The 13,366-nt window shown below is 64.5% G+C and carries 15 protein-coding genes; 12 read left to right on the top strand and 3 right to left on the bottom strand.

Translation table 11 applies throughout. The features are described 5' to 3' along the window. The first annotated feature begins 13 nt into the window (after positions 1-13). The 10 genes from OX460_RS11160 (at position 14) to OX460_RS11115 (ending at position 10,665) form a co-directional block, all read left to right on the top strand. Complete coding sequence (locus OX460_RS11160) at positions 14-1,012, top strand: fumarylacetoacetate hydrolase family protein (RefSeq protein ID WP_251350709.1); 999 nt, start codon at positions 14-16, stop codon at positions 1,010-1,012. Positions 1,013-1,275: 263 nt separating this feature from the next. Then, a complete protein-coding gene (flhB, locus tag OX460_RS11155) occupies positions 1,276-2,469 on the top strand; it encodes a flagellar biosynthesis protein FlhB (protein ID WP_092608479.1) in 1,194 nt (397 codons plus the stop codon). Then, on the top strand, positions 2,466-4,562 hold the full coding sequence (gene flhA / locus OX460_RS11150; protein WP_077407865.1) for a flagellar biosynthesis protein FlhA: 2,097 nt from the start codon (positions 2,466-2,468) through the stop codon (positions 4,560-4,562). Before flhB ends, flhA begins: the two co-directional genes overlap by 4 nt. A gap of 267 nt (positions 4,563-4,829) precedes the next feature. Next, positions 4,830-6,158, top strand: a complete 1,329-nt coding sequence (gene flhF / locus OX460_RS11145; RefSeq protein WP_034785293.1) for a flagellar biosynthesis protein FlhF — start codon at positions 4,830-4,832, stop codon at positions 6,156-6,158. Next, positions 6,151-7,014, top strand: a complete 864-nt coding sequence (locus tag OX460_RS11140) for an antiactivator of flagellar biosynthesis FleN protein (protein ID WP_289898657.1) — start codon at positions 6,151-6,153, stop codon at positions 7,012-7,014. Before flhF ends, OX460_RS11140 begins: the two co-directional genes overlap by 8 nt. Before the next feature lie 45 nt (positions 7,015-7,059). After that, positions 7,060-7,791 (top strand): RNA polymerase sigma factor FliA, encoded by a 732-nt coding sequence (locus tag OX460_RS11135; RefSeq protein WP_077407859.1) that lies wholly within the window; start codon positions 7,060-7,062, stop codon positions 7,789-7,791. Further along, positions 7,773-8,519, top strand: coding sequence for a flagellar motor protein (locus OX460_RS11130; RefSeq protein WP_099666849.1), 747 nt, complete (start codon positions 7,773-7,775; stop codon positions 8,517-8,519). The genes OX460_RS11135 and OX460_RS11130 overlap by 19 nt, the downstream gene beginning before the upstream one ends. 5 nt (positions 8,520-8,524) lie before the next feature. Further along, positions 8,525-9,307, top strand: coding sequence for a flagellar motor protein MotD (gene motD / locus OX460_RS11125; RefSeq protein ID WP_077409251.1), 783 nt, complete (start codon positions 8,525-8,527; stop codon positions 9,305-9,307). A gap of 64 nt (positions 9,308-9,371) precedes the next feature. Next, positions 9,372-9,734 (top strand): translation initiation factor Sui1, encoded by a 363-nt coding sequence (locus OX460_RS11120; protein WP_251350711.1) that lies wholly within the window; start codon positions 9,372-9,374, stop codon positions 9,732-9,734. Between the two features lie 43 nt (positions 9,735-9,777). Continuing rightward, positions 9,778-10,665: a hypothetical protein gene (locus OX460_RS11115; protein ID WP_289898656.1), complete on the top strand. Its 888-nt coding sequence runs from the start codon at positions 9,778-9,780 to the stop codon at positions 10,663-10,665. A gap of 50 nt (positions 10,666-10,715) precedes the next feature. Here OX460_RS11115 and OX460_RS11110 read toward each other — a convergent pair whose 3' ends face one another. From OX460_RS11110 to flgA, 3 genes are all read right to left on the bottom strand, one after another. Then, positions 10,716-11,183: a flagellar protein FlgN gene (locus tag OX460_RS11110; protein WP_099666853.1), complete on the bottom strand. Its 468-nt coding sequence runs from the start codon at positions 11,181-11,183 to the stop codon at positions 10,716-10,718. 8 nt (positions 11,184-11,191) lie between these two features. Then, positions 11,192-11,500, bottom strand: coding sequence for a flagellar biosynthesis anti-sigma factor FlgM (flgM, locus tag OX460_RS11105; protein ID WP_034787161.1), 309 nt, complete (start codon positions 11,498-11,500; stop codon positions 11,192-11,194). Between the two features lie 111 nt (positions 11,501-11,611). Beyond that, the gene (gene flgA, locus OX460_RS11100; protein ID WP_289898655.1) at positions 11,612-12,307 is read right to left on the bottom strand and encodes a flagellar basal body P-ring formation chaperone FlgA; all 696 of its coding nucleotides are present in this window, start codon (positions 12,305-12,307) and stop codon (positions 11,612-11,614) included. A 191-nt stretch (positions 12,308-12,498) separates the two neighbouring features. Here flgA and flgB point away from each other — a divergent pair, with 191 nt between their 5' ends. Both flgB and flgC read left to right on the top strand, forming a co-directional pair. Then, positions 12,499-12,951: a flagellar basal body rod protein FlgB gene (gene flgB, locus OX460_RS11095; protein WP_099666855.1), complete on the top strand. Its 453-nt coding sequence runs from the start codon at positions 12,499-12,501 to the stop codon at positions 12,949-12,951. A gap of 2 nt (positions 12,952-12,953) precedes the next feature. Next, positions 12,954-13,355, top strand: coding sequence for a flagellar basal body rod protein FlgC (gene flgC / locus OX460_RS11090; protein WP_071075845.1), 402 nt, complete (start codon positions 12,954-12,956; stop codon positions 13,353-13,355). Positions 13,356-13,366 lie beyond the last annotated feature (11 nt).

Genomic DNA, 13,366 nt, shown 5'->3' with positions numbered 1-13,366 from the left:
AAGTTTCCCGCACATGAAATTAGCTACCCTGAAGGATGGCACGCGCGACGGCCAGCTGGCTGTCGTCTCGCGCGACCTGAAAACGGCCCATCTGGCCGATGGCATCGCCTCGACCCTGCAAAAGGCGCTCGACGACTGGAGTTTCATCGCGCCCCAGCTCGATTTGCTGTACCAGACCATCAATAGCGGCCGCGGCCATCGCGCCTTCGAATTCGATCCCGCCAACTGCATGGCGCCCTTGCCGCGCAGCAGCCTGCGCGTGGCCGGCGCAGCCTACCTGCAGCAGATCGAGCGCGCCTGCAAGGCGGCGGGCAGCGAGGCGCCCGCCAATCTGCGCGATGCGCCGCGCCTATACCAGGGCGCCAGCGACGATTTTCTGGGCGCCCAGGACGAGATCGTGCTGGCGCACGAGCAGTGGGGCATCGACTACGAGGCGGGCATCGCCGCCATCACGGACGACGTAGCCATGGGATCGACGCCGGACCAGGCGCACCTGAACATCAAGCTGTTGATGCTGGTCAACGACATCACCCTGCGCAACCTGGCGCCGGACGAGCAGGCGAGTGGTTATGGTTTCCTGCAGGCGAAACCGGCCATGGCGTGCTCTCCTGTCGCCATCACGCCCGACGAGCTGGGGGACGCCTGGCGCGGCGGCAAGGTGCATTACGCGCTGCGCTGCAGCCTGAACGGCAAGTTGACGGGCCAGCCCCACGCGGGCGCCGACATGGCGTTCAATTACCCGCAATTGCTCGCCCATCTGTGCCAGACGCGCAACGCGCGCGCCGGCAGCGTGGTCAGCGCGGGCGGGGTCGCCAACAAGGAAGTCAAGAAAGGATTTTCCAGTATTTTTGAGCGACGTAACCAGGAGATGATCGCCGATGGCGTCGCCAGCACGCCGTATTTGCTGTTCGGCGACGTGGTCCGCCTGGAAATGCTGGGCGATGACGGCAAGTCCCTGTTTGGCGCCATTGAGCAGACCGTGAAACAGGCCGAAGCGAGGAAAAACCGTTAGGAGCCCCGAGAAAATGGCCATGACTGCGTTGCAACCCCTCGCCGTACTATTCGTACTGTCTTCGGGGCTGCGCCTTGTCCTGACCATTTTTCGGTCTCCTTTGAAGTGGGCGCCTGCGGCGCCTTGTTTCATTTAGGCAAAGGAAATACAGGGCATTTGCCCTCCTGTTCCGCTGATGGTAAACAGGCACTTGACTCGATAATGCCACATGCCCAGTCCGTATTGCGCCTAGCCAGGCTGCAGGACTTCACCGGAGTTGATTGATGTCGGAAGACAGCGACGCAGAAAAGACCGAAGCCGCGTCACCGAAGCGCCTCGAGCAGGCGCGTGAGGAAGGCGACGTTCCGCGATCGCGTGAAGTGGCTACGTTCACTGTGTTGATGGCGTCCGGCTGCTGCCTGTGGTTTGCCGGCGACGCCATCGTGCGGCGGTTGACGGCCGTCATGGTATCCGGGCTGACCCTGGACCGGGAACAGATACTCAATCCCGACGCGATGATGTTGCGCATCGGCTACGACGTGGGTTCGGTCTTGCTGACGTGCCTGCCGTACGCGCTGGCCATCATGCTCGTCGCCCTGGCTTCGCCCGTGCTGGTGGGCGGCTGGCTGTTCAGTTCCAAGGCGTTCACCCCCAATTTTGGCAAACTCAACCCGATTCGCGGCCTGGGCAACATGTTTTCGAAGAATGCGCTGGTGGAATTGCTCAAGGCCATCGCCAAGACCCTCGTCGTCGGCGTCGTCGCCTGGATGGTGATGCAGCATCAAAAGGACGCCGTGCTGGGCTTGTCGGTGGAATCCCTGCGCGCCGGTTCTGCCCATCTGATCAGTTTGCTGATCACGGCTTTCCTGCTGATCGTCGGCGCGCTGGGCTTGATCGCCGCCATCGACGGTCCGTACCAGATGTGGCATTACGCCAACAAGATGAAAATGTCCTTGCAGGAAGTCAAGCAAGAATCGAAGGAATCGGACGGCAATCCGCAGATCAAGGCGAAGATCCGCCAGATGCAGCATGAAATGTCGCGCCGCCGCATGATGGCCGACGTGCCGACGGCCGACGTGGTGGTGACCAATCCTACCCACTACGCGGTGGCCTTGAAGTATGGCGAGAATTCGCGCGGCGCGCCGCAGGTGGTGGCCAAGGGCGTCGACGAGGTGGCGGCGAAGATCCGCGAACTGGCCGGCGAACACAAGGTCGCCATCCTGGAAGCGCCGGCCCTGGCGCGCGCGCTGTACAAGCATACGGACATCGGCGACGAGATTCCCGAGGCGCTGTACGGCGCCGTGGCCGAAGTGCTGGCCTACGTGTTCCAGCTGCGCAGCTATGGCAAGGGCCAGGGCGAGCGTCCCGACAAGCCGAAGAAACTCGACGTGCCGCCCGAGCTCGACCCGCAGAATCCCGCCTCACAGACACCGCCCGCAGCCGGCGCAGAAGACAAGAATAAAGGAAGTACACCATGAACGGCCTGAGAATGCCAGCCTGGCTCAGTGGAATGGGTGGCAACGCCAGCAAGGGCATCGCCGCGCCTGTCATCATCATCATGCTGCTGGCGATGATGGTGCTGCCGCTGCCGGCCTTCATCCTCGACATCTTCTTCAGTTTTAATATCGCGCTGTCCATCATCGTGCTGCTGACGGCGCTGTACACGGTCAAGCCGCTCGACTTCATGGCGTTCCCGACCATCCTGCTCGTGTCGACCATGCTGCGCCTGTCGCTGAACGTGGCGTCCACGCGCGTGGTGTTGACGGAAGGCCATACGGGCGCCGACGCGGCCGGTAAAGTGATTGAAGCGTTCGGTCACTTCTTGATCGGCGGCAACTACACGGTCGGTATCGTCGTGTTTATCATTTTGACGATCATCAACTTTACCGTCGTGACCAAGGGTGCGGGCCGTATCGCCGAGGTGGGCGCCCGTTTCGCGCTGGACGCCATGCCTGGTAAACAGATGGCCATCGATGCCGACCTGAACGCGGGCCTGATCGGCGAAGACGAAGCGCGCCGCCGCCGCACGGAAGTGGCGCAGGAAGCGGAATTCTATGGCGCCATGGACGGCGCCAGCAAATACGTGCGCGGCGACGCCATCGCCGGCATCATGGTCACCGTCATCAATATCGTCGGCGGCCTGCTGGTGGGCTTGCTGCAGCACGACATGGGCTTTGCCGATGCGCTGAAGAACTACACCTTGCTGGCCATCGGTGACGGCCTGGTGGCGCAGATTCCTTCGCTGATCATTTCCACGGCGGCCGGTATCGTCGTCTCGCGCGTGGCCAGCGAACAGGACATCGGCACCCAGCTGGTGGGGCAATTGTTTGCGAAACCGCAAGTGTTATATATTACTGCCGGCATCATCGGCGGCATGGGCTTGATTCCCGGCATGCCGAACATGGTCTTCATCCTGCTGGCGTCCCTGCTGGCCGGCTCCGCCTATCTGATCAGCAAGAAACGCACGCAGGAAAAAGCGGCGGCCGAAAAGCCGGCCGAAGTGCCGCAAGCAACCGTGGCGCCCGAGCAGGAAGAAGCCAGCTGGCAAGACATCATGCCCGTCGATACCCTGGGCCTGGAAGTGGGCTACCGTTTGATCCCCCTGGTCGACAAGACGCAGGGCGGCGAATTGCTCAAACGCATCAAGGGCATCCGCAAGAAATTTGCCCAGGAAGTGGGTTTCCTGGCGCCGCCCGTGCATATCCGCGACAACCTGGAATTGAAACCGTCCGCCTACCGCATCACCCTCAAGGGCGTGGAAGTGGGCGTGGGCGAAGCGTTCAACGGCCAGTTCCTGGCGATTAATCCCGGCATGGCCAGCGGCACCTTGCCCGGCCTGGCCACGAACGACCCCGCCTTCGGCCTGCCCGCCACCTGGATCGACGCCAGCCTGCGCGACCAGGCCCAGTCGATGGGCTATACGGTGGTCGACGCGGGGACGGTGGTGGCCACCCACCTGAATCACCTGATCACTTCGCACGCTTCCGAGCTGCTGGGCCGCGCGGAAGTGCAATCGCTGCTCGACCACCTGGGCAAGGAGTCGCCGCGCCTGGTGGAAGACCTGGTGCCGAAGATGCTGTCCCTGTCGACCTTGCAAAAGGTGCTGCAGAACCTGCTGGCCGAGGGCGTGCACATCCGCGACATGCGCACCATCATCGAAACCCTGGCCGAGCATACGGTCAGCACGCAAGACCCGAACGACCTGACGGCGCTGGTGCGCGTGGCCCTGGGCCGCGCCATCGTGCAGCAACTGTTCCCCGGCTCGGCCGAACTGTCCGTGATGACCCTGGACAGCCGCCTGGAGCGGCTGCTGATGCAAGCGATGGGCAATGGCGGCGACGGCGCCGGCATCGAGCCGGGCCTGGCCGACACCATCGCGCACCAGGCGGGCCTGGCTGCCCAGCAGCAGGAAGCGCTGGGCCTGACGCCCGTGCTGCTGGTGCCGGCGCCGCTGCGCGCCTTGCTGTCGCGTTTCCTGCGCCGCGCCTTGCCGCAGCTCAAAGTGCTGTCGCATGCGGAAGTGCCGGAAACCAAGACCATCCGCGTCACGGCGCTGGTGGGCGCGCAGTAGTTGGCAGCATTAGTACCGGGGTCAGACCCGCCGGGTCTGACCCCAGCCCTTGTCTTTGGTCAAATAAACATCAATTTCCTCTCGGCAAACTGAATAACGGGTACTTTCCCGTCCTGTTCCTTCGATCATTTCCTGTAAGCATCGCTAATAATGGAAACTGTCCGGGTGATCTGTGTCCATGTGGAAGACAGCACTCAAGCAACAGGAGTCGACGATGGTCACACAGTTCAGCCAATATTGCGCCACCCCCGCCCTGGGAGGCCGGTCATGAATGTGAAGAAATTTACGGGCGCCTCGTCGCGCGATGCGCTGCGCAAGGTGCGCGAAGCGCTGGGCCCCGACGCCGTGATCCTGTCGAACCGCCAGGCCGATGGCGTGGTGGAAATCCTCGCGCTGGCCAATGACGACGCCGCTTCGCTGGCGTCGCCGCCGGCCGCCTCCGAAATGGCCCAGCCCCGTCCCCAGTTGCAGACCCAGTTCGCCACGCCGCAGCGTCCGGCCGCCCCGGCCCAGCGTCCGGCCGCGCCACGTCCTGCCGCGCCGCGCCAGGCTGCCTCCGAGCCAGTGGACATGGCCCGCATGCAGCAGATGATGGCCAGCGCGCTGGCGCACGTCAAGGAAAACGCCGCCGCCGAGATGAGCGGCATGATGAATGAAATCCGCGCCATGCGCGGCATGATGGAAACCCAGTTGGCGGAAATCTCGTGGGGTTCGACGCAGCAGCGCGAGCCGCAAAAAGCCGTCGTGCTGCGCGAAATGCTGGCGGCCGGCTTCTCGGCCAGCCTGGCGCGCTACCTGATCGACAAGCTGCCGGCCGGCCTCGACGGCGCGCAAAGCATGCGCTGGATCAAGACGGTCCTCAGCCGTAACCTGAATACTGTGGCCAATGAAGACGCCATGCTGGAGCAGGGCGGCGTGTTTGCCCTGGTCGGCCCGACGGGCGTCGGCAAGACCACCAGCACGGCCAAGCTGGCGGCCCGCTGCGTGATGCGCCACGGCCCGGAAAAGCTGGCCCTGATCACCACGGATGCCTACCGTATCGGCGCGCATGAACAGCTGCGCATCTACGGCAAGATCCTCGGCGTGATGGTGCATTCGGTGAAGGACGAGGCGGACTTGCGCATCGCCCTGAAAGAATTGAAGAACAAGCACACGGTGCTGATCGATACGGTGGGCGTGAGCCAGCGCGACCAGATGGTGACGGAACAGGTGGCCATGCTGTCGGGCGCCGGCGCCGACGTGAAGCGCCTGCTGTGCCTGAACTCCACGGCCACGCAGGAAACGTTGAATGAAGTGGTGCGCGCGTATCAGGGCAGCGGCCTGGCCGGCTGCATCATGACCAAGCTCGATGAAGCGGCCTCGATCGGCAATGTGCTCGACGTGGTGATCCGCCAGAAGCTGAACCTGTTTTATGTGTCGAACGGCCAGCGCGTGCCGGAAGACCTGTACCTGGCCGACCGCGGCTACCTGATCGACCGTGCCTTCAAGCTCAAGCGCGATGCGGCTGCGACGCAGTTTTCCGACGCCGAACTGCCGCTCCTGATGGCGCAGGCGGCCGCCCGCAACAATGAAGCGCGCGGGGTGCACCTTGGCTAATTTCGATTTCGACCAGGCCGAAGGCTTGCGCCGCATGCTGGCCGGCCCGCAGCCGCGCGTCATGACGTTCCTCTCGGCCACGCCGCAGGACGACAAGGGCGCCATGCTGGTCAACCTGGGCGCGTCGCTCGTCTACGGCGGCAATGACGTGCTGCTGTTCGACGCCAGCGGCGGCAGCGATGGCGTGGCATCGCGCCTGGGACTGGCGCACGGCGCCAGCCTGCGCGACGTGGCGCGCCAGCAGTGCGGCTTGAACCAGGTCATCCACCAGGTGCCGCAAGGCTTCGGCGTGGCCAGCCTGGGCGCGCGCAACCATTTGATGGACAGCATGGATTATGCGGGCGAGGATGAACTGCGCCGCCTGGGCAAGACGTTCGAGGTGCTGGCGCGCCAGAGCGGCATCGTGCTGGTCGACGGCGTCGTGGCGGACGAGGGCGCCTGCTTCCCCGTGCCACTGATGGCGTCGTCGGATATCGTCGTGCAAGTCTCGACCAGCGCCACCTCGATCAAGGCGGCGTACTGCCTGATCAAGCGCCTGAGCCAGGAACTGGGACGCCGTCCGTTCGGCATTCTCGTCACCGGCGCTTCCGAATCCGAAGCAAAAGTGGTATACGATAATATGGCGCAGGCGGCGAGCCGCTACCTGGCCGTGAAGCTGACTTCGATGGGGTCCGTGCCTGCCGACGAGTATCTGCACCGCGCGGCGCGGCTGGGCCGCAGCGTGGTCGATGCGTTTCCGCTGGCGGGAGCATCGGTGGCGTTTCGCGGACTGGCCGAGCGGCTGGCCCGTTCGGCGGCGCCGGTGCTCGGCGGCACCTTGTACCAGACGGGGAGCCCGCACCAGTTCAGCGCCTGAATCGAACCGCAGCACCAGATAAGATGAGAAAACAATAAGCAGCCTATGTACACGGTCAAAGGGAAATCGAACAAGGACTATTTGCTGACGGAGCATATTCCGCTGGTGAAGCGTCTGGCGCACCATATGAAGGCGAAATTGCCGCCTTCGGTCGAGGTCGATGACCTGATCCAGGCCGGCATGATCGGCCTGCTCGATGCCATTACGCGCTATGAAGAGACGCATGGCGCGCAGTTCGAGACGTATGCCGTGCTGCGCATCCGCGGCGCCATGCTCGACGAATTGCGCACCAGCGACTGGCTGCCGCGCAGCATGCGCCAGAACATGCGCAAGATCGAAGAGGCGATGAGCACCCTGCAGCAGCGCCTCGGCCATCCGCCGACGGAGTCGGAAGTGGCGAAGCTGCTGAAAATGTCGCTGGCCGACTACCAGGAAATGCTGGGCGACGGCGGCGGCCACCAGCTCGTGTACTACGAAGACTTTCATGACCCGGACGGCAATGACAGCTTCCTCGACCGCCACTGCGTGGACGAGGACAGCGATCCCTTGCGTTCCCTGCTCGATACCGATTTCCGGCAATCCGTGATCGATGCCATCGACGCGCTGCCGCCACGCGAGAAAATACTCATGGGCCTGTATTACGAAGAAGAGCTGAACCTGAAGGAGATCGGCGCGGTGATGGGCGTATCCGAATCGCGCGTCTCGCAGCTGCATACCCAGGCCGTCGCACGCCTGCGCGCAACCTTGAGGGAGCTGGCGTGGACTGGTCCAGCGTAATCGGGCTGGCGCTGGCGCTGGCGGGCCTGCTGGTCGGCCAGGCACTGGAAGGCGGCAAGATGGCCTCCCTGCTGCAGCCGGCCGCCTTTGCCATCGTCATCGTCGGCACCTTCGGCGCCGTGCTGCTGCAGACGCGGCTGCGCACTTTTGTCCGCGGCCTGGAAATGCTGCGCTGGGTGTTCCTGCCGCCGTCCGACACGCGCGCCGCGCTGGCGCGCGACATCGGGCAATGGAGCCTGACGGCGCGCCGCGACGGCCCGCTGGCGCTCGAACGCCTGATGGAAAACACGGCCGACCGCTTCAACGCCAAGGGTTTGCGCATGATCGTCGACGGCATCGCGCCCGACAAGCTGCGCCAGTTGCTCGACGTGGAAATCTCCGCCTACGAAATGGCCGAGCGCCAGGCCGTCAAGGTGTGGGAATCGGCGGCCGGCTATTCGCCCACCATCGGCATCCTGGGCGCCGTGCTGGGCCTGATCCACGTGATGGAAAACCTCACCGACCCCAGCAAGCTGGGCGGCGGCATCGCCGTGGCGTTCGTGTCGACCATCTATGGCGTGGGCCTGGCCAACCTGCTGTTCCTGCCGGTGGCCAATAAACTCAAGGCCATCGTTTCGCGCCGCGTGGTGCAGTATGAAATCACGGCCGCCGTGCTGTACGACATCGCCACGGGCGACCATACGCGCATCATCGAAGAGCGCGTGTCCAGCCTCTTGCACGAGCATTGACCATGATGCGGCGCGCGCGCAGGAAGTATGACGAGGAACCGGACAACCAGGACCGCTGGCTGATCTCGTACGCCGACTTCATCACCCTGCTGTTCGCCTTTTTCGTCGTCATGTATGCGATTTCGCAAGTCAACGAAGGCAAATACCGCGTCTTCCAGAATGCCATCGGCCAGGCATTCAGCCTGGAAAAGGGCGCGCCGCCCATCATCATGGAAGCGCCGCAGGCCATCCCGTTGCCGAACCCCGCCCTGAAACGCCGCACGGAAGCCATCCGCCGCGAGCGCGAACACATGACGCGCCTGGCGCAGGACTTGACGTCAACCCTGGCGCCGCTGGTCAAGGAAGGCAAGGTGCGGGTGACGCAGACGAGCCGCGGCGTGAGCGTGGAAATCAATGCCAGCGTGCTGTTCGATCCGGGCGCGGCGGGCTTGACGGCGGAGTCGGACCAGGCCTTGCGCGCCGTGGCCGTGCTGCTCAAGGACGACACGCACGACGTGCAGGTGGAAGGGCATACGGATGTGCAGCCGATCAGCAATTCGACCTTTGCCTCGAACTGGGAATTGTCGGCCGCGCGCGCCAGCGCCGTGGTGCGCCTGTTCATCGCCAGCGGCGTCAAGGCGTCGCGCCTGACGGCCGTGGGCCACGCCGACAATATCCCCGTGGCGCCGAACGCCACGCCGGAAGGGCGCGCGCGCAACCGCCGGGTCGCCGTGACGATTTTGTCGGGCATCCCCGAAACGGTGACGGAAGTGCCGACGGCGCCCGTGGCGCCTGCGCCGGCCAACTGACGCTCGTCAACTGCGGGCTGCCGCTTGGTACAATCGCGCTTTCTTCCTCTTTTATCGTTCCCTCATGAAAAGCAGCTCCCTGGGCGGTCTCGTCTATTCCACTGAAACGGGCCGCATGTGTCCCGCCTGCCGCCAGCCGCTGGCGCAGTGCGCGTGCAAGGCGCAAGCGAAGGCCGCGCCCGCGGGCGATGGCGTGGTGCGCGTCTCGCGCCAGACCAAGGGCCGTGGCGGCAAGAGCGTCACCGTGGTCAAGGGCTTGCCGCTGGACGCCGTCGCGCTGGCCCTGCTGGGCAAGCAGTTGCGCACGCAGTGCGGCTCGGGCGGCACCGTCAAGGATGGCGTGATCGAAGTGCAGGGCGACCATGTGGACGCCATCCTGGCCGCGCTGGTCAAGCTGGGCCACCAGCCGAAAAAGGCCGGCGGCTGAGCGTGCGGAGGCGTGCGGCCCGCCGCCGCGCGCCTGTGGTAACGTGCGTTTCCCATCCACGCGCTTCCTCACCATGAACGTCAAATTCACCGGCCTGGCCATCGCCGCCGCCATCGCGGCAGCGCTGGCGCTCGCGTACTGGCCCGCTCCCGAGAGCGGCGCGCCGGACGCTGCCGCCGTCTCCGCCGCTGGCGCGCCGGCGGGACGCAGCCTGGAATCGTATCTGAATATCGATGCCAGCCCGGTCGCCGATGCCGCGCCGATGCCCGTCACCCTGGCGCAGCAGCTCGCGCGCCTGGCGGCCAGCGGCAAGCCGGAAGACGCGTATGCGGCCTACAATCTGCTCGACGACTGCATTTCATTTGAGAAAGAAAGGCGCTTGCCGGGGCTGGAATTCGAGCTGGGGCGCGAGATGACGGCGCAGGAAAAAGCCGCCCAGCAGCAGCTGTGCGCGGGCCTGACGCAGCGCCAGCGCGAGGAGCGCCTCGGCTACCTGGCGACTGCCGCCAGGGCGGGCGTGCCCGGCGCGGCGACTATCTTCCTGTCGGAAGGGCCGTTCGGCGACCGCAGCGCGCTGCGCAACCGCCCCGACGATCCGCTGGTGCAGGCGTGGAAGCGGCAAGCGATCGCCCAGCTGACGGCGCAGGCGGACGAGGCGGAGCTGACCAGCGTGTCGACTCTGATGATGGCGTATCTGCGCGATGGCGAGGTGGTGCAGAAAGATGCGCCGCAAGCATATGGCTACCTGCTGGCGCTGCGCCAGGTCTACGACGACATCCTCGCGCCCGGCGTCACCAATCCCTACCAGGATGAGTACTGGCACTGGCTGCAGGCGGAACTGACGCCGGAGCAGCAAGCGACCGCCAGCGCCAGGGCGCAAGCCATCGTGGCGAAATACCGCCAGCATGCGGGGCGTCCCGCGCACGGTTGAAGGGCAAGGCGGCTGCGCCTTGCCGGGGAATTGCTGTTAACTAGGGGAAATCAGCCGATGACGACGCGCCGGCTGGCCGTGTTCGTCGTCGGTTGGCCGCTGGGGCCGTAGAAATTGCCGCTCTGGGCCGGGGGGCGCATGGCGTTCAGGGCGCCTTGCGTGTGCAGCATGTGCTTGTTGACGAGCAGGCTGTTCAGGCGGTTTTGTTCCTTGGCTTCGCGCGTCGTCTCGAGCAGGGCTTTCCACAGGGGCGCCGCGTCGGCTTCATTGGCGCCGACCAGCCAGTCTTCCATGCCCGCTTCTGCCGCCGTGAAACCGGCCGCCGCCAGCGCCTGGTGGCGTTGCGCCGCCAGCTGGCTCAATTGTCCTACCAGTGCCGTCTTGCGCGCCGTGAGCTCCGTGATTGCATCGATGTCAGCCGCAACCAGATGCCGCTGTTCTTCTTTCATCAATGCCAGCAATGTGGTCATGAGCTGTTGCTCGTCGCGCAGGCTGGAAAACGGAGTCACTGATTGCATGAGGGAACCTATCTATTTCGTGAGTGCAGCAAGTCCTTGACCGTGTCGAGGAGACCGTCCGCCACTTTTTCTGAGTTGACCTGGAACTGGCCGTCGGCGATCGCGAGCTTGATGCGTTCGACTTTTTTCGTGTCGAACACGGCGCCGCTGCCGGCAGTTGCACTGGCCGCTAATGCCTGTCCTTGCGGCGACAGGCGTACATTGTCCGACGTTGTCGGTGTTGCCTGGGCTTTCTCGGCATTCCGGGCGCCGGAGGTACTCGCGGGCGCCACCGGCAGGCCGGGATTGCTTTTAATGGTGTTATCGGTAATTTTCACAGCGTGATCCTCGTCTGGTCGAAGTCAAAAAACTCCGGGATATGTGTCATTATCGGCACCTTTTGCCGAAACTTTAGTGCGCCAGACCACAATATCGCTGTCCATCCGTGTTTAAAACGCCACCTCCACCAGGCCGCCAGCCCGCGCCACGCCGCTGATCTGCTGGCCGCTCTGCGTGCGTACCTGCACCGTCTGACCATCGCCGGCGCTGCCGATGGCGCGTCCTTCTGATGCCACCTGGAAACCGTTGCCACTCGAAACGACGCGCACCAGCTGGCCTTGCATCACCACCGGTTTGCGGCGCAGGGTGTCGAGGCGCATCGGCGTGCCTGGCGGCAAAGAAATATTCGTGCTGGCGCCCACGACCTGGGCCATGTCGGTGGCGATGCCTGCCGGCAATGCGGCCAGGTCGCCCTGCATCGTCACCAGCTGGCTGGCGTCGATGGCTTGTCCTTGCGCCAGCGGCACGGCGCTGGCCACGTAGTCGCCGACGACGGCCACGTTCGCTTGCAAATAAATAGTCCAGCTGGAGGGCGCCGTGCAGCGCACGCCGACGGTGGTCTTGCCCCAGGCGCGCGCGCCCGGCGCCATGAACGCCTGCGGCGCGGGGCAGGCAGCCAGGTTCAGGCGCGGATCGACGGCGCCGACGGTGACCGTCACCTTGCCGGGCAAGCCGTTGCTTTGCACCTGCAGGAATTGTTCCACGCTGCTGCGCAGCGCTTCCGGCGTTTGCCGGCCGGCGTTTTGCGCCTGCGCCAGCAGTGGCAGGGCGGCAAAAGCAAAGAAGAAAGCGAGCGGTGTTTTCATGGTGATAGGCCTCTGGAATAGTGCCATGATAGTGCGCGCCGCCCCGATCGAAGCGCCGATTAAGGGGTAAAAGTACGGTCTGATCCGGCGATGGTCTTGCTGGCGGGCCCCTTACTATGTTTCCTGTCATCACTAATCCGCCATCCTTCCGCCATCTCGGGCGCCAGTGGCAGATCTTTCCGGAGCCTGACATGATAGGGAAACTCGACGATTACATGCGCTTCAACGAGACGGCGCTGAGCCTGCGCTCGACGCGCCAGGAATTGCTCGCCTCGAATATCGCCAATGCCGACACGCCCAACTACAAGGCGCGCGACGTCGATTTCGCCGCCGCCCTGAAGGGGGCGATGGCGCGCAAGGATGGCGTGCCGCCGGCCCTGAAGGGCACGGCGCCGCAGCATATGCCGGGCAAGGGCGTAGCCGCAGCTGCGGGCGCACCCGGTGGCGGCAAGGTCGAGACCCTGGCCGACGGCACGCCGCTGCTGTACCGCGCGCCGGCCCAGGGCGCCGTCGACGGCAATACGGTCGACATGGATCTTGAGCGCAACGCGTTTGCCGACAATGCCATCCGCTACGAGGCGGCCGTGACGTTCCTCAATTCGCAGATCAAGGGCATGCTGACGGCCATCCAGGGAGGACAATAATCATGTCGCTATTTAATATCTTCAATGTTTCCGGTTCGGCCATGAGCGCCCAGGCGCAGCGCCTGAACACGGTGGCCAGCAACCTGGCCAATGCCGACAGCGCCACCAGCGCCACGGGCGAAGCCTACCGCGCCAAGCAGGTGGTGTTCGAAGCCGTGCCCATGGCCAACGGCGCCACGGCCGTCAAGGTGCAGAAGGTGATCGAAGACCCGTCGCCGATGAAGCTGGTCTACGACCCGAAGAACCCGCTGGCCGACGAGAAGGGCTACGTCACCATGCCCAACGTGAATACGGTCGACGAAATGGTCAACATGCTGTCGGCTTCGCGTTCGTACCAGACCAATGTGGAAACCATGAACGCGGCCAAGTCGCTGCTCCTGAAAACCCTTACGCTCGGCCAATAAGGCTGACTGAT

The sequence above is a fragment of the Janthinobacterium sp. SUN033 genome (assembly GCF_030397595.1).
In the GTDB taxonomy this organism is placed as follows: Bacteria; Pseudomonadota; Gammaproteobacteria; order Burkholderiales; family Burkholderiaceae_D; genus Janthinobacterium; species Janthinobacterium kumbetense.
Note: the sequence above shows the minus strand (reverse complement) of the source record. Positions and strands in the feature narration are given on the sequence as shown.